The sequence below is a fragment of the Candidatus Sulfurimonas marisnigri genome, from assembly GCF_015265475.1.
GTDB classification, from domain to species: domain Bacteria; phylum Campylobacterota; class Campylobacteria; order Campylobacterales; family Sulfurimonadaceae; genus Sulfurimonas; species Sulfurimonas marisnigri.
This window is the reverse complement of the sequence record NZ_CP054493.1, coordinates 564,831-581,930: the sequence shown is the minus strand read 5'-3', so window position 1 is coordinate 581,930 and position 17,100 is coordinate 564,831. Positions and strand designations below refer to the sequence as shown.

14 protein-coding genes and 2 rRNA genes are annotated in these 17,100 nt (G+C 35.9%); 4 read left to right on the top strand and 12 right to left on the bottom strand.

Going from position 1 to position 17,100, the window contains the following annotated elements:
- Positions 1-27 precede the first annotated feature (27 nt).
- On the top strand, positions 28-1,020 hold the full coding sequence (gene waaC / locus HUE87_RS03015) for a lipopolysaccharide heptosyltransferase I (protein ID WP_194367265.1): 993 nt from the start codon (positions 28-30) through the stop codon (positions 1,018-1,020).
- Here the strand turns inward: waaC and HUE87_RS03010 are convergent.
- Together HUE87_RS03010 and HUE87_RS03005 are read right to left on the bottom strand one after the other, a co-directional pair.
- The gene (locus HUE87_RS03010) at positions 971-3,013 is read right to left on the bottom strand and encodes an LTA synthase family protein (RefSeq protein ID WP_194367264.1); all 2,043 of its coding nucleotides are present in this window, start codon (positions 3,011-3,013) and stop codon (positions 971-973) included. The two genes, waaC and HUE87_RS03010, sit on opposite strands and share 50 nt — an antisense overlap.
- Positions 3,014-3,016: 3 nt before the next feature.
- On the bottom strand, positions 3,017-3,634 hold the full coding sequence (locus tag HUE87_RS03005; RefSeq protein ID WP_194367263.1) for a fused DSP-PTPase phosphatase/NAD kinase-like protein: 618 nt from the start codon (positions 3,632-3,634) through the stop codon (positions 3,017-3,019).
- Between the two features lie 77 nt (positions 3,635-3,711).
- Between HUE87_RS03005 and HUE87_RS03000 the strand changes: the two genes are divergently transcribed.
- Positions 3,712-4,971 (top strand): glycosyl hydrolase, encoded by a 1,260-nt coding sequence (locus HUE87_RS03000; protein WP_194367262.1) that lies wholly within the window; start codon positions 3,712-3,714, stop codon positions 4,969-4,971.
- 7 nt (positions 4,972-4,978) lie between these two features.
- Positions 4,979-5,953 carry a lipopolysaccharide heptosyltransferase II gene (gene waaF, locus HUE87_RS02995; RefSeq protein ID WP_194367261.1) on the top strand — a complete coding sequence of 325 codons (975 nt, stop codon included), beginning with the start codon at positions 4,979-4,981 and terminating at the stop codon, positions 5,951-5,953.
- Here waaF and HUE87_RS02990 read toward each other — a convergent pair whose 3' ends face one another.
- From HUE87_RS02990 to rfaD, 3 genes are read right to left on the bottom strand one after another with little or no spacing between them, the layout of a single operon-like run.
- Complete coding sequence (locus HUE87_RS02990; RefSeq protein WP_194367260.1) at positions 5,954-6,526, bottom strand: hypothetical protein; 573 nt, start codon at positions 6,524-6,526, stop codon at positions 5,954-5,956. It abuts the gene before it with no gap.
- A complete protein-coding gene (gene rfaE1, locus HUE87_RS02985) occupies positions 6,527-7,951 on the bottom strand; it encodes a D-glycero-beta-D-manno-heptose-7-phosphate kinase (RefSeq protein WP_194367259.1) in 1,425 nt (474 codons plus the stop codon).
- Entirely contained in the window at positions 7,951-8,958 is a 1,008-nt protein-coding gene (gene rfaD / locus HUE87_RS02980; RefSeq protein WP_194367258.1) for an ADP-glyceromanno-heptose 6-epimerase, read from the bottom strand. The genes rfaE1 and rfaD overlap by 1 nt, the downstream gene beginning before the upstream one ends.
- 119 nt (positions 8,959-9,077) lie before the next feature.
- Between rfaD and HUE87_RS02975 the strand changes: the two genes are divergently transcribed.
- Positions 9,078-9,362 (top strand): c-type cytochrome, encoded by a 285-nt coding sequence (locus HUE87_RS02975; RefSeq protein WP_194367257.1) that lies wholly within the window; start codon positions 9,078-9,080, stop codon positions 9,360-9,362.
- Between the two features lie 47 nt (positions 9,363-9,409).
- Here the strand turns inward: HUE87_RS02975 and ccoS are convergent, their stop codons facing one another.
- The 7 genes from ccoS to HUE87_RS02940 all read right to left on the bottom strand — a co-directional run bounded on the left by ccoS (position 9,410) and on the right by HUE87_RS02940 (position 16,975).
- Positions 9,410-9,625, bottom strand: coding sequence for a cbb3-type cytochrome oxidase assembly protein CcoS (gene ccoS, locus HUE87_RS02970; protein ID WP_194367256.1), 216 nt, complete (start codon positions 9,623-9,625; stop codon positions 9,410-9,412).
- A gap of 2 nt (positions 9,626-9,627) precedes the next feature.
- Positions 9,628-12,084 (bottom strand): heavy metal translocating P-type ATPase, encoded by a 2,457-nt coding sequence (locus HUE87_RS02965; protein WP_194367255.1) that lies wholly within the window; start codon positions 12,082-12,084, stop codon positions 9,628-9,630.
- Positions 12,014-12,499 carry an asparaginase domain-containing protein gene (locus HUE87_RS02960; protein ID WP_194367254.1) on the bottom strand — a complete coding sequence of 162 codons (486 nt, stop codon included), beginning with the start codon at positions 12,497-12,499 and terminating at the stop codon, positions 12,014-12,016. Before HUE87_RS02960 ends, HUE87_RS02965 begins: the two co-directional genes overlap by 71 nt.
- A complete protein-coding gene (gene gmhB, locus HUE87_RS02955) occupies positions 12,483-13,007 on the bottom strand; it encodes a D-glycero-beta-D-manno-heptose 1,7-bisphosphate 7-phosphatase (protein ID WP_194367253.1) in 525 nt (174 codons plus the stop codon). Before gmhB ends, HUE87_RS02960 begins: the two co-directional genes overlap by 17 nt.
- A 5-nt stretch (positions 13,008-13,012) precedes the next feature.
- A complete protein-coding gene (gene gmhA, locus HUE87_RS02950; RefSeq protein ID WP_194367252.1) occupies positions 13,013-13,600 on the bottom strand; it encodes a D-sedoheptulose 7-phosphate isomerase in 588 nt (195 codons plus the stop codon).
- A 166-nt stretch (positions 13,601-13,766) separates the two neighbouring features.
- A 5S ribosomal RNA gene (gene rrf, locus HUE87_RS02945) occupies positions 13,767-13,882 on the bottom strand.
- A 199-nt stretch (positions 13,883-14,081) separates the two neighbouring features.
- Positions 14,082-16,975 (bottom strand): 23S ribosomal RNA (locus HUE87_RS02940).
- Positions 16,976-17,100: the final 125 nt, after the last annotated feature.

The following is a 17,100-nucleotide window of genomic DNA, read 5'->3' as shown; positions in this document are numbered from 1 at the left end:
TTAAATAATGGAAAAAGGGTAAACAGCATGAGAATATGTATCGTAAAACTCTCCGCTATGGGAGATATTATCCATGCTATGGTTGCTTTAGAATTTATTAAAAAACATATCCCTTTCTCTCAAATTGACTGGATTGTTGAGAGTGGATTTAAAGGTGTGCTTGAGAACAATCCACATATAGATAATATTTTAAGTGTTAATTTAAAGTCTATTAAAAAAAATAAACTAGAGATATTCACACAATACAAACTTCTAAAAACTTATTCAAAAAACAACTATGACATTATTATTGATGCGCAAGGGTTGTTAAAGTCAGCAATTGTTTCTAGAATTATTGGAGCAAACACTATTGCTGGATTTGATAAAAATTCTATAAGGGAGAGTGTAGCTTCACTTTTTTATAATAAAAAAATTCATATTGCTTATAAAGAAAATGCGATTGATAGAAACATGGCGGTCATATGCCAGTCACTGAATATAAAATATACAAAAAACGATATATTACAAAAAGAGAAATTTTTGTTTTTTTCACAGAGTGAGCAAAAAAATACAGAGCCATATATAGTTCTTGTAGTTGGTGCTTCTAAAGAGAATAAAGTTTACCCAAAAGAAAAGTTTGCAGCTATTGTAAATAAACTAGAAAGAAAAACAGTTGTAGTTTGGGGAAATGAAGAGGAGCATAAGACAGCAACTTGGATAGCCCAAAACAGTGATTGTGCTTTTGTGGCACCTAAAGGAAACCTGGATGCACTTAAATCTATCATAGCTAATGCTAAGATGGTAATTGGTGGAGATACCGGTCCAACACACATGGCGTGGGCGTTAAATATTCCATCCATTACAATATTTGGTAATACCCCTGAGTATAGAAATACTTATGCAACAAATATAAATAAGGTTATAAAATCAAGCTCTAAAGTTGACCCTTTAAAACTTGACTCTAGTGATTTTTCTATTCGAGATATTGAGGTTAACGAGATAACTCAATGCATTTCTCAACATCAGCTGTTGAATTATTGAATCTTACATATCTTGTAGATTCAAAAATACCTCTGCATGTTTTTTCCATCTTTTTTGCAACTTCAGGATATATAGATATTAGGTTTTCATCTTTTTTGTCATAGTAATATTTATATAGTCTTTTTTTAGTTCCGTCTGCTTGAATTCTAAAAATAAACTCATCACCCATTAGACTTAGTGTAGGATTACTTCCATGATCCATATAATATGCATAATGAGCTTTTTCATCAAACTCTTTATCAAGTAAATCTCTACCCATTGTTGAGTTAATATACTTCTGTCCACTAAGACCTCCAATAGTAGCCATAATATCAACAGCGCTTACAGGATAGTCAACCTCTTTGTGTTTAATCAGTTTTGGTGCATAAATTATTAAGGGAGTGTGCAAAGTTGCAGTTAAAAACACTTGTTCAGCCTGGTGCATGTGGTCGCCTCTCTTAGCTAAACCATGGTCTCCTACAAAAATAAAAATAGTGTTATCAAAATATTTTTCTTTTTTTGCAAGAGTTATAAACCTCTCAACACTATGATCAAGAAACTTTTGCCCTGCAAAATCATCCTCTCCACCGCTAAAACTGTATTTATTCATATCTTCTTTAGAGAGATTTTTTGGATACTCAAAACCAAAATTTTCATCAGGAATAGTATTTGGGGAGTGATTTCCAGAGAGCTGGACAAAAGCAAAAAATGGCTTCTTTACCTTTTTAATAATATTATTTACCTCGCTGACGAGATGAACATCACTTATCCCCCAAGCAGCATCATTGCTTGGAGAGTCCTTATAGTTTGGTTCTTCATAGATATGAATGTCATTAACATTGGAAATCACACCTCTAATATTTCCCCAACTAAGACTTCCTCCGATAAAATAAAATTTTTCATAATCATTAAGCGAATTTAAAATCATATTTTGATTTACCACCATAGGGTTTCTAGTGCTTGTTTTCATCCTCTCAACATCAGTAAGGCCAGTCATTGATGTCCAGACACTTCTGGCAGTTCCAGCATGGGGAGTGTAGTAACGATTATATAGTATTCCGCTATCACTCATTTCTTTTAAAAATGGAGTTGGGTTTAAAGGATTTCCCGACATACTTGTTCTTGCATAAGACGTTGATTCACCTAAAATATATACAATATTTGGTTTATCAAACTTATACTCTTGCTTATGCTCTGGCTTAACTATTCTTGCTAAACTAAGCTTTTTAGGGTCTTTGTCTTTTATGTTTAAAAGTTCTGCCACATAATCATAATACTCTTTAGTTTTTTGTTCATCATATTTTATATCTTTATTTTTTAACGTATTGGAAAAATATGTCACAGGATTAGAAGCCAGATATGATAAAAAATTATTTGATGAGTAAAAGGCTTCACTCCATCTCCAAGGGTACCATTCAAACTTTCCATATCCTGAAAATATATAAATTATACTAAACAGAGCATATATATAGAATTTTTTCTTCCCTTTAATTAGTTTAGCCTCTTGAGTATCTACTTTTTTATACATATTGTTAAACACAAAAAGAATAAAAAGTAAAAATATAACTACTCCGGCAGACGTTGAAAAGATTGGGTATCCGTCAATAAGCATTGACATTGCTGTTTTAATGTTATAAAAATACCTTATAATAGTAGAGTCAACAAGTTTTTGAAAAAAATCATAATATGCAAAGTTAATAACATACAAGTTTATAATTGCAATGATTGTAAGCATTAGATAACTCATCCAAAAGTATTTCGCCCTAGTGTGTTCAAAGATTCCGATTCTTTTGATTCCGCCAAAAAGTAAAATTGGTAAATTTACAATAGCAATTAGCTGAATGTCAAACCTTAGGCCTAACCAAAAAGAGTATGCGACTTCAGAAGATGAATATTCTAAACCGTTATCCCAAAATGCGGTAAAGAACGCTACTCTTAACAGAGTAAGAACAAGCACTTCTATCAGCACTATAAAAAGTAGAAATTTTAAATGTTTCGGCAAGTTTAAATACACTTTCTAATCCTTAAGCTGATTAAATGTGCTTTCATCACCGGCACTTCTTGGTTTATACTTCATTAAGAAATCACCCTTTTCTTTGCCGTCAGCAAATGAGCTTTTATAGCCAAAGCCTTCAACCATAAGTCTAGTCTTATCTCTTGCATCTACATTTTTCCAGTTTTCATATTCTATGCGGTATATGGCACTGTATATTTTCGCACGCCCCACTCCATGGTAGCAGTGTATAAGAACAGGATAGTTCGATTTATCATCTAAAATTTCAAAAAACTTAGTCAATGTTTTTTTAGTTGGTACTTGACCTGAAGGTATATTTACATGTTTAATCTTTAAATTATTTTTTCTATTTACTTCAGTAATTGCTTCATCTTCAGCATCTATATGTTTTTGTTGTGCTGGGTTTAAGCTGTCTTGCACACCAGGGTCAAGTAAATTTATAACCGTATTTATTTTGTTATCTATTAAAAAACTCTCTATTTTACTTGGTTTTATTAGTCCTGATTTATAAACTTTATTTTCACTAATAGTTCTAAATTTATAATTAACATATACATCCCATAAATAATAACTCAACGCTATCAGTGCTACTATCGCTATACTTTTCCATACTGTTTTCAATCTCTATCCTCTACTATATAATTTCGCAATTATATCCAATTGAACTAAAATTAAGTAACAGAAGATAAAATACCACTATGAAACAGCCATATACATGGGATAATTATTCCGATCAACCATATCAATTAAAAGACAAAAGTTTTAAAAAGAAAATGAGAAAAAAAGAGTTTTATTCACTTTTTAAAACTTTTCTCACTTCTATTATTGTACTGCCATTATCATTAATTTTAATGCCTTTTATCAGAAGAAAAGAGGTAAAGTCAAAAGAATTTTTCTGTATAGGTGTAGATTATCAAAGAGAACCTGGGTTAACTATAGAGCTATTAGAAGAGATACCAGTTGAAAGAGTCCTAGTTCGTTTTAAACTTTGGGAGATGGATACACTTCATGAACTTAAAGAGTTTATAAAAGCCCTTGGAAATAAAAAAATTACCCTAAAAATACTTCAAGACAGAGAACATGTAGAAAACTTAGAGCTTTTAGAAAAAGATTTAGAGACTATTTTTTCTTCTCTTAGTCAACATGTAGATATTTTTGAAATCGGTTCAACCATAAACAGGGCTAAATGGGGTTTCTTTAGCGTGGATGAATATAGCCGTTTTTATAAAACTGCATATGATTTAAAAATATCAAAATTCCCAGATATAAAACTTATTGGTAGTGGTGTTATAGACTTTGAATACCACTTCACTGCCCATACTATTTTTAACTTTTTTAAATACCGATACGATGGAGTTTCAGCGCTTCTTTATGTAGACAGAAGAGGTGCACCGGAGAACACTCAATTAGGATTTAGTTTATCTGATAAGATAGCCTTCCTCAGCACAATAGTGTGGAGCAGCCCAAAAGTAGGACAGGAATTGCATGTAACAGAGGTAAACTGGCCTATTTCAGGTACTTCTCCATATGCACCTACAAGCGAACATGAGTGTGTTGATGAAGAGTTGTATGCAGATTTTATGCTTAGATACTATCTTTTAACCTTTGCTTCACAGCAAGTAGACTCTGTATCTTGGCATCAGCTAATTGCACCTGGATACGGCCTTATAGATACTCGTGATTCTATTCGAAAACGTTCAGCATTTGAAACATATAAATTTATGTTTTCTAACTTGAAAAACTCACAGTTCTTAAGACTAGATATAAAAAGGGACTACTACATTCTTCAGTGTTTAGTAGAAGATAGGCTTTTACAGATACATTGGTCTCTAAAACCCACAACTTTAAAAAATGAAGATTTCTTCACAGTTTACTCACGTGATGGGGAAATTATAGAAGACAAAACTTTAAACATAGGCTCATCCCCACTATATATTTATATAAAAGATGCGGTATAATTTTGATATGAAAATTTTAATTATTTTACCAAACTGGCTTGGAGATGCTGTTATGGCAACGCCTGCAATCGAGCTTTTAGCATCATACTATCCAAATGCTAAGTTTACATTTATAGGAAGTTATGCTTCAATTGAAGCAATAAAAAATCATCCACTTTGCGAAAAAGCCATAGTTGATGAAACAAAAAAAGCTTCAAGCAGAGTTCTTGCAACTTTTAAACTTGCCCGTGAATTAGGTGAGTTTAACTTAGCAATTTCTTTTAGAAACCACTTTTACTCGTCACTACTTCTTAGATTTACAAAAACTGTTATATGTATTGCAAAAAAATCTTGGCACTCTATGTTTTTGCTCTCACATACACCAAAGATATCATCAAATCAGCACCTCGCAAAGCAGTATGCCAAACTTGCTATGACAGATGTAGAGAGTTGGGATAACACAACTCCTGAGCTTAAGCTATATATAGAGCAAGAGATCTTCAAAAAACCCACTTTGGGGATAAATGCTGGTGCAACTTACGGGAGTGCAAAAAGGTGGTATCCGGAGCGATTTGCAGAGGTTGCCAGTGAATTTAGCAATAAGTTTGACATAATAATATTTGGTGGTCCAAATGAAGTTGAAATGGCTAACGAGATTGAGCAAAATTTAAAAGCTTCACAGGTAAGAAACTATCTAAATCTAGCTGGAAAGACTACCATTAAAGAGCTGTGTGCGAATATTGCTGGATGTTCACTCTTTATTACAAATGACAGCGGTCCTATGCATGTGGCAGCTGCTTATCAGGTACCAACTGTTTCTATTTTTGGACCAACAAAACATAAAGAGACATCTCAGTGGATGAATAAGAAAAGTAAAATTGTAAGACATGAGCTAGATTGTGCTCCATGTATGAAAAGAGAGTGTCCTCTAGGACATCATGACTGCATGAAAGGTATCACAGCTTCTGAAGTCATAGAAGCTGTTAAAAAGCTAGGTACCTGACTAAAAAAAGAATTTAAAGCCTATATATACCGATTTGTTATATTCAACATCTCTTATTTTATAGTTAGTATCTAATGATCTGTATCCAAGTGTAACACGGCCGTTTTCGATAACCTCAGCATCTATATTAACACGATACTCTAAAAAGCTATCAGCATTTTCCATACAGAGAACTTCTGATGCGTAATAGAGACTGCCTCCAACATATAAAGGGACAACAGTAGTTCCTGGTAACTTATAACTTACTTCAGCACCTAAAGGGACTGATGTGAAATTTTTTATGTGGTTTAGCTTAAATCCCAATCCTAGCTTAAGATCATCACTAACATCTTTCATCATCAAGAAATTCAATTCACCATAATCATCTATATTTCTAGAGTCACTATGCCCCTCATCACCATTAAGATATTTTGCACCTAAAAAAATTGTAGCTGGCTCTACATTTTCATTAAACTGTCCCATATCAAACTTCACATTAAGCTCTAAATCTGAGTTATTTACATTTATCTCAGCGCTGTTCATAGCGAAAACAGAGACTGCACTTGCAACTATTAAATTTAATTTTTTAAACATTTAATTTCCTTGAATCTTTTGAATTGTTTTTGTTGTACTTTTTCCATCAACAAAGTCAACTAGTCTTAACTCATCAGCAAATTCTGTTCCGATGACATCTTTGTCCTTATAGTCTCCACCCTTTACAAGCACATGAGGTTTAATCATCTTAATCAAATCATGCGGTGTATCTTCTTCGAATGGAACAACAAAATCAACAGCTTCAAGTGCCGCGAGAATATATGCTCTGTCTTCTGTTACATTTACAGGGCGGCTAGGACCTTTTAGTCTTGAAACAGATTCATCAGAGTTTAGTCCAACTATCAAAATATCTCCAAAACTTTTAGCAATTTGCAGATACTTTACATGCCCTACATGTAGAATATCAAAGCAGCCGTTTGTAAATACAACTTTTTTTCCATTCTCACGATACCTGTTTACAATTTTATCAATATCTTCAAAACTTTTAATATGTGCATCAGATGTACTTTTGTGAAGACTTGCTTCATACTCCTCAATTTCGTCAATTGTAACTGTAGCCGAGCCGATTTTTCCCACAACTACACCTGCAGCCAAATTTGAAAAAGCAGCTGTTTGCTCTATATTTTTACCAACGCTTAAAGCAAAAGCAATAGAGGCTATAACTGTATCTCCAGCGCCAGTTACATCAAAAACTTCTTTTGCAACAGTTGGGAATATCTTAAGCTCATTTTCATAAGTAGCAATCCCGTCTTCTGAGAGAGTTATAAGTGAGACCTCTAAATTGCACTCTTTCTTAAGCTTCAACAATGCAGCTTCTAATGATGCGTTGTCTTTGATATCAATATTTGTGGCCAACATAGCCTCTTTCTTATTAGGTGTTAAAAGGTAAGCACCGCTATATTTTGAAAAATCACTCCCTTTTGGATCTACTAATACTTTTACACCGGCATCTCTACAAAGTTTTATGATTCCTTTACACAACGCTACAGTTAAAACACCTTTTCCGTAGTCTGATAAAATCACTGCATCAAACTCTGCAATACTCTTTGATAATGAGTCTAAAATTTCTTTTTCACTTGTTCTTGTTATCTCTTCTTTACTCTCGTTATCATATCTAAGTATTTGCTGAGAAACCGCAATAACACGACTCTTTTTAGATGTTTTTCTTCCATCTTGAGTTATTATAGATCTAGTTTCAACACCTATCTCTTTTAACATGTTAAGAAGTTCAGCCCCATTATCATCACTCCCTATTACACTGCTAACACTAACTTCTGCACCAAGGGCTTTAAGATTGTTGATAACATTTCCTGCACCACCAAGAACAGTTGTCTCTTTTGCTATATCTACAACCTGAACAGGTGCTTCTGGAGAGATTCTCTCACAGCTTCCCCACAAATAATGGTCTATCATCAAGTCGCCGACTACAAGTATCTTGGGAGTTGAGTTTTTTAGTATCTGCATTATTTAACTTCTTCTTCATATGTTCGTCTAATTTCACTTACGTAAGATTTAATCCCATCTTCCAATTCATACCTTGGCTCATAACCCAAAGCATCTTTTGTTGAACTTATTTCTGCCTCTGTATGAAACTGGTAACTGCCGACAAAAGGGTTTGTAATATACTCACATTTTAAATCTGTTTCAAGTTCTTTTTGCAATGTATCCACTATATCTTGAAAACTCCTAGCTTTGGCTGTTCCAACATTATATATTCCACTTTTTTTAGTAACCATTGCTTTTACATTTGCCTGAATAATATCTTCAATGTATATGAAATCTCTAAGTATCTTATCACTGTTTTGGAAAAGTTTAGGATTTTTACCTGCTAAAATTTGATGTCCAAATTGAAGTACCATTGAAGCTGTTGTATTTTTAAAATACTCTCTTGGACCATATACATTAAAATATCTAAGTCCAACTATCGTTATGTTTGCACTTTGCATATACTCACGACTTAAATTATCCATGCTAAGTTTTGAAAAACCATACACATTTTGCGGTGCTTCGCGGCCGACTTTTTGTGGCGACTCAGCATTTCCGTATGTTGCGGCAGATGAAGCATAAATCATGTTAGCATTATGTCTCACAGCAAGGTTTAATAAATCTTTGTATGCATTTACATTTGTCTTTATCATCAGGTCTTGCTCAAGTGCCGTTGTATCTGATATAGCAGCTTCATGGAAGATATAGTCAAATTTATAGTTAGTCTCTAAATCAAGCAGTAAATCCTTGTCATTTATATCTCCGCTAATAACTTCTCCACTAAAGCCAATTAGGTTTTTAAAATGACCAAAACTTCTTAAATTACCATTCGAAAGTGTTTCTCCGCTTCTGAAACTATCAAGGACAACTACTTTAGCGTATGGGTGGTTCTTTTGAAAATAAAATGCCAGATTCGAGCCTATAAAACCAGCTCCCCCTGTTATTAAAATTGTTTTATCTTTTAAAGTATCTTTTATATATTGCACTAACTCTTTCCTTTTTACCCAACTTAATTAATAAAATAATAGCAGATTAACTATTAACAAGTATTTAAGAAAAGAATAACTATAATTTGTCCGAAATTAAAACCTTAAGGAAATAGAAAATGAAAAAAATCGTTGCTTCAATTGTTGCTTTAACTGCAACTACAGCTTTAATGGCTGGTGTAAATGCTGGTGCTTGTCAAGGGTGTCACGGTGGAGACTTTAGTAAGGCTGCTCTAGGTAAATCTAAAATTGTTTCTGAAATGACTCACGCTGATATCGCTACTGCTCTTAAAGGTTACAAAGCTGGTACTTACGGTGCAGCAATGAAGGGTCTTATGAAAGGTCAAGTTGCAAAATACTCTGACGCTGATTTAGACGCATTCGCACTAACAATCGGTAAATAATTTACCTGAGTTGCCTATTTTGGGCGACTCAACTTCTACATGTAGACTTATTCTGGTCTATAATTTTTCTTTAAATCCTCTTTTTTTCTATCTTTATTTACAGCATCATTTAATTCATCTTCACCATCAAACTTTGCAGCGTTTAAAAACTTCTCTTCATCATCAAATTGGCCACTTTTAATTGCCCATAAAAATGCGAACAGAGCAATTGCACCCAAAAATACAGATGCGCCAAGCATCATAGCTATAACCCAACTGTCCATTATTAGCTCCTATTCCATTTATAACGAATTCTCAGCGAGTTGCCAACAACCAATAGTGAACTAACACTCATAGATATTGCGGCAATCAGAGGAATTATATACCCTGCCATTGCCAATGGTATAGTCACGGCATTATACGCAAGTGATATAAACAGATTTTGCTTTATTAGTCCAAATGTAGTACGACTTATTTTAAACGCATCTTCAAGTGATCTCAGTGAATCATCCAATAGCACAACATCACCAACCTCTATAGCTATATCACTTCCACTTCCCATAACTATCCCAATATCTGCAGATGCTAAAGCCAAGATGTCATTAACGCCATCTCCAACCATAACAACAGTTTTACCACTCGCATGAAGCTCTTTTACATATTCTGATTTATTTTGAGGTGTCTGTTCATAAATAACCGTGTTTATTCCAACTTCATTTGCAATACTATAAGCCACTTTTGCATTGTCACCGGTTAGCATTATAATATCAATGCCTTTTTGTGTTAAATTTTTTATCAGCTCGCTTGCTCCAGGTTTTATCTTATCACTCAACTCAAATATAGCCAACACTTTTTTATCTATTGCAAAATAAAAAAGTGTGTTATCGCTTGAAAAATTAGTATCTATGCTATTATCATTCAATAATTTTTTATTACCACCTAGTAATTCAAAGTTTTTATATTTAGCTTTAATTCCAAGAGAAGGAATCTGAGTAAACTCATCAAAATCCATAATACTTTCATCTTCTTTTTTAATATACTCAAAAACACCCCTTGCCACAGGATGAGTTGAAGATTTAACCAATGAATAGAGAAGTTTTTTATCAAAATCCCCATATATATGCTCTTTTATAACTTCTGGTTTTCCAACTGTAATAGTTCCTGTTTTATCTAAAACAAGAGTGTCAACTTTTGCCATAGTCTCTATCTGTGCAGCCTCTTTAAAGAGTATTCCTCTTGAAGCTCCCAAGCTTAAACCTACCAGTGTTGCAACTGGTGTTGCCAAGGCCAAAGCACATGGACAAGCTATTATAATCACAGAAATACCTATCATAAATGATGTCTCAAAGCTGTGCGGCCAAAGCCACCATACAAAAAATGTTAAAAAAGAGAGTGCCAAAATAGCCGATGAAAAATGCTCAGATAATCTGTTTGCCATCTGCTGAATCTTTGGTTTTTTATTTATTGCAGATTCCAATAGGGTAACTAATGTTGAAAGTGTAGAGTGCTCAAAATCTTTAGTCGCTTTAAAGTGAATATCAGCGTCAATACTTGTTGTACCACTAACGACACTCATTCCTACACTTTTATATACAGGCTCACTCTCCCCTGTCAGATTTGATTCATCAAATGAGCCGCCACCTTTTATTATCTCGCCATCAAGCAAAACTTTCTCACCGGAAGAGACTATTATAACATCGCCTACATGCACATCATCAAGCTTACATGTAACAATCTTATCATCCTTTACAATATTTACTTCACTTGGAATCTGTTTAGTAATAATATCTAGAGTATCAGCTGCATTTTTTTTGCTTAATACCTCCAAAAATTTACCAATTAATACAAATGTAATAATCATACTTACTGAATCAAAGTAAGCCTCACCTTCTTGCAAAACAGTTATATAAATAGAGTAAACGTATGTAAGAGCTGCCCCTGTTGCAACTAGTAAGTCCATATTTACAACTTTTGTTTTTAAACCGTAATAAGCGCCTCTAAAAAAGACCCATCCGCTATAAAAAAGGACTGGTGTAGCAAGTAATCCCTCTGCTATATTTAAAATAGTTTTGATATCCTGAGTAATTCCACTAAAATATCCAGCATATTGAGCAACTGCTATCCACATAATATTCATAGAAGCAAAAATAGCAACCGCCATTTTTAAATAGTATGATTTTCTCTCTTTATTAGCATATGACTCTTGTGTTGATGCATCGTATGCAAATGCATTGTAGCCAATGGATCGTATCATGTCTATAATGGACGAGAGTTTTACAATATCATCTGCCCAAACAATTGTAGCTTTATTGTTCGTGAAGTTAATATTAGCTTCAACAACTCCATCCATCTTATGCAGAGCTTTTTCATTTAGCCATACGCAAGCTGAGCAGTGAATTCCCTCTATGATTAAAGAGACTTCTCTAAACCCATCATTATTAGTCTTCACAAACCTATCATAAAAAGATGGGCTATTGAAATTTGTTGAGTCTTCAAAATTTTCACGAGGAGGTGTTAACTTAATATTGTTAGATTTTTCATAAAAACTATCCAGTCCCTCATCACATAAAAGATGAAAGACTCCCTGACAGCCCTTGCAGCAGAAATAATCACTACCATCTTCAATCATTAGAGATTTATCAAACTCTAAATGGCAATGTGAGCAAATAACTTTATTGTACAAGTTCAAATTTTCCAAATTTTCTATTTTTTTCCAATTTTTCCCATGGCTCAATATACCCATTCATGCAGATATAAACTCCATACTCATCTACACCTTTTGCAAATCCTATTGCCATGCCAAGATTTAGGCTAGCTTCTACTTGGTCAATTTCAAATGGCTTCATAGCTCCTACTAAGACAATTGCTCTATCATCAAATATTGCACCTAAAAACTGAGCAGTTTCTCTCATAGTGTCTGTTCCATGTACAATCACAAAAACATCATCTTTAGATTCCATTATAATATTTGCCAATATTTTTCTGTCATCAATAGTCATATCTAATGAATCTTTATAAACAACACCTGCTAAGTCATATGAGGACTCCACACTTATAAGTATCCTGTTTATAGCATCATTATCATATGGAACTTCAAGATCTCCGGTTAGAGAGTTGTATCTTTTATTAAAAGTGCCACCGCTATTTAGTATTAGCATTATATATTTCCTCTAGTTTTGAAACTACTTTTGTAGCTTTAGATTTTTTATTAGTAGCTTTCTCATCAAAAAGATATGTTTCTAAAAGTCCAGCATTTAGTCCGGCTTCAATATCTCTCTCTTTGTCTCCAACTATAATAGAGTTTTTCAAATCAATATTAAACTCTTTACTTGCATTAATAAGCATCCCAGGATGTGGTTTTCTACAACTGCACTCTCCAGAAACAGTAGGGTGATGTGGACAAAAATAAACTTTTTTTATCTCTATTTTGTTTCTAGAAAACTCTTTAATCATCCATGAAGACAAAATATTAAAATCATCTTCAGTATAATATTTTCTAGCAATCCCAGATTGGTTTGTAACTACTATAATTATATATCCTAAATTTTGATAATATTTACAAAGGTTAAATATACCATCAATAAATACAAAGTCTTCGATTTTGTAAAGATAATTTATTTCAACATTAATAACACCGTCACGATCTAAGAATAAAGCTTTTGTCATTAAACTTAACCTACTCCGTTTCCGAAAGTCTCTTTTTCAATAATATCACATATTATATGTCCTATAAGTATGTGAGCTTCTTGTATTCTTGGGGTAGACTCAGATGGAACAACTAAAGCTATATCAGCAAGTTTTGCCATCTCACCGCCATCTCTGCCAGTTAAAGCGATAGTTGTAATACCTTTTTCTTTTGCACTAATAAAAGCATTAATAATATTTTGTGAATTTCCAGAAGTAGAAATACCAATAAAAATATCACCTTTTTGCCCCATACCTTCCAATTGGCGTGAAAAAACTTTATCATATCCGTAATCATTTCCGATAGCCGTAAGATTGGAAGTATCTGTTGTAAGAGCCAAAGAAGGTATTGAGGGCCTATCAAAACCATATCTGCCAACCAACTCTGCCGCGATATGCTGTGCATCTGCTGCACTTCCACCATTGCCAGCTAAAATTGTTTTTTTATCACCTTTGTACAATTCAACACATAGCTTTGAAACTTCTTCAATTTTGTTTAATAAGTCCTCGTCATTATAAATGACCTGTTTTGTTTCATAAGATTTTTTTATTTGATCTTTAATATAATTTTTCATACAATATCCTACAATAATATACAAAATAATAGCACATTATTAATTGTTAAATCGTAAAAGTAATAGTAAAAAGAGTAAGTTTTAGGAATATGAAATAGTTGTTGCATAAATGTCATATATATAGAATATAGTTATGATTGTAAAAAGAGTGTGAGTAAATTGATCAACTAGGCAGCGACCTACATTTCCACACCTGAAAGATGCAGTATTATCAGCGATGAGAGGCTTAGCTTCTGGGTTCGGAATGGGACCAGGCGTTTCCCTCTCTCTATAGCCACCTAGACAATCAAGTGTAAAGACATCTAAATGTTCTTACATTTGACTGTTAGAGTCAATTGAGTGAGTGTTTATACTATTTCTAGTATACATTATTGTTTAAGTCAACATTATTCTAAATAACTGTATCAGTACACGGTTCATTAAATAGTGTGTTTACACTAAGTAAGGTAGTGAACGAAGTTGTGTTCTATTCAAAGAACTGTAAAAAAAGACAAACGTACTATTAGTACTGGTCAGCTAAACATATTACTATGCGTACACACCCAGCCTATCAAGCTTGTAGTCTTCAAGCGTACTTCAGGGAACGTTCATCTTGGAGTTGGCTTCCCGCTTAGATGCTTTCAGCGGTTATCTCATCCATGCGTAGCTACCCAGCGATGCTCTTGGCAGAACAACTGGTGCACCAGTGGCATGTCCAACCCGGTCCTCTCGTACTAGGGTCAGCTCTCCTCAACGTTCCTACGCCCACGGAAGATAGGGACCGAACTGTCTCACGACGTTCTGAACCCAGCTCGCGTACCGCTTTAAATGGCGAACAGCCATACCCTTGGGACCTGCTCCAGCCCCAGGATGCGATGAGCCGACATCGAGGTGCCAAACCTCCCCGTCGATGTGAGCTCTTGGGGGAGATCAGCCTGTTATCCCCGGCGTACCTTTTATCCTTTGAGCGATGGCCCTTCCACACAGAACCACCGGATCACTATGACCGTCTTTCGACTCTGCTCGACTTGTATGTCTCACAGTCAGTCCGGCTTGTGCCATTATACTCTACGGTGGATTTCCAACCCACCTGAGCCGAACTTTGTAAGCCTCCGTTACTTTTTAGGAGGCGACCGCCCCAGTCAAACTACCCACCAGACATTGTCCTCGCACGAGATAATCGTACCGAGTTAGCTATCAGAATATTCAAGGGTGGTATCTCAAGGATGCCTCATCATCAACTGGCGTCGATGAATCGAAGGCTCCCACCTATCCTGCACGTGAATATCCCAATAGCAGTGTCAAGCTATAGTAAAGGTGCACGGGGTCTTTCCGTCTTTCCGCGGGTAGGAGGAATTTTCACCTCCACTACAATTTCACTGGATCCATTGTTGAGACAGCTCCCATCTCGTTACGCCATTCATGCAGGTCGGTATTTAACCGACAAGGAATTTCGCTACCTTAGGACCGTTATAGTTACGGCCGCCGTTTACTTGTGCTTCATTTCAATGCTTCGCAGAGCTAACAAATCCATTTAACATTCAAGCACCGGGCAGGCGTCACACCCTATACATCCTCTTACGAGTTAGCAGAGTGCTGTGTTTTTGGTAAACAGTCGGGAGGGACACTTTGCTGCGACCCGTCAATGCTTTACAGAGTAAATCTGTTAACAAATAGGGCACACCTTATACCGAAGATACGGTGCTAGTTTGCAGAGTTCCTTAACAATGGTTCATCCACGCGCCTTAGAATACTCATCTCACCCACCTGTGTTGGTTTACGGTACGGGCAACGGTTGTTCTCGTTTAGAGGCTTTTCTCGGCACGACAGTATCATCGATTCTCCGCGCTGGCCGAAGCCATTGCAGAGCCTGTAAGATCTCGGTCGAATGACAAACGGATTTTCCTATTTGTCGACCTACGTCCTTCGACCCACTATTCCATCAGTGAGCTCGATTAACTCTATGCGTCCCCCCATCACTCAAACGAACAACCGTCGGTATCGGAATATTAACCGATTTGCCATCGTCTACCCCTTTCGGACTCGACTTAGGTCCCGACTAACCCTACGATGACGAGCATCGCGTAGGAAACCTTGGGTTTACGGCGAAGAAGATTCTCACTTCTTTTCTCGCTACTCATGCCTGCATGCTCACTTCCATCCGCTCCAATATTCCTTACCGGTATACCTTCAACGCTGAATGGAACGCTCTCCTACCACTCATAGTAAACTATGAATCTAGAGCTTCGGTGCTTGTCTTAGCCCCGTTATATTTTCGGCGCAAAATCGCTAGACCAGTGAGCTGTTACGCTTTCTTTAAAGGGTGGCTGCTTCTAAGCCAACCTCCTGGTTGTCACAGCAACTTCACATCCTTTTCCACTTAGACAAGACTTTGGGACCTTAGCTGCTAGTCTGGGTTGTTCCCCTCTCGACATAGGATTTTATCACCCTACGCCTGACTCCCGAGGTTACACATGAAGTATTCGGAGTTTGATAGGGTTTGGTACCGCGGTAAGCAGCCCTAGCCCTGTCAGTGCTCTACCCCTTCATGCTAATGCTCGAGGCTATACCTAAATATATTTCGGAGAGAACCAGCTATCACTGAGTTTGATTGGCCTTTCACCCCTATCCACACGTCATCCCAAGAGTTTTCAACCTCTACGGGTTCGGTCCTCCACTGGCTCTTACACCAGCTTCAACCTGCACATGGATAGATCACTCAGTTTCGGGTCTGCAGCATCTGACTAATTCGCCCTATTAAGACTCGCTTTCGCTACGGCTTCTCGTTAGATTAACCTTGCCAGATACCACAACTCGCAGGCTCATTATGCAAAAGGCAGTCCGTCACACTTGTCTTGCGACAATAGTGCTCCGAATGATTGTAAGCCATAGGTTTCAGGTTCTATTTCACTCCGCTCACCGCGGTCCTTTTCACCTTTCCCTCACGGTACTTGTTCGCTATCGGTCTAGTAGTAGTATTTAGGGTTGGAGGGTGGTCCCCCCATATTCAGTCAAGATAACACGTGTCCCGACCTACTCGTTCCTTAGTCTAGTACTATATAAATGTTTTCGCTTACGGGGATATCACCCTCTATGTCCACTCTTTCCAAAGTGTTCGGCTAACAAATATATTATCACTAAGTGCCCTAATCCCATTTCGCTCGCCGCTACTATGGGAATCTCGTTTGATTTCTTTTCCTTCAGGTACTGAGATGTTTCACTTCCCTGAGTTCGCCCCCCGTAGGGTAACATGATTCGCACCATGCTGGGTCGCCCCATTCAGAAATCCCCGGATCAAAGCTCTTTGGCAGCTCCCCGAGGCTTATCGCAGCCTAATACGTCTTTCATCGCCTCTACTAGCCAAGGCATCCACCTATGGCCCTTAATATCTTTTTTTCTAATTTGCGTTCACTACCTTACTTAATGTATCTCTACTTTAAGTAAGTCAGTGTACTGTTGATTGTAGTTATTTAGTTAATATAATTAATAATTGAATAAATTCTTTTATCTTTTATATATGT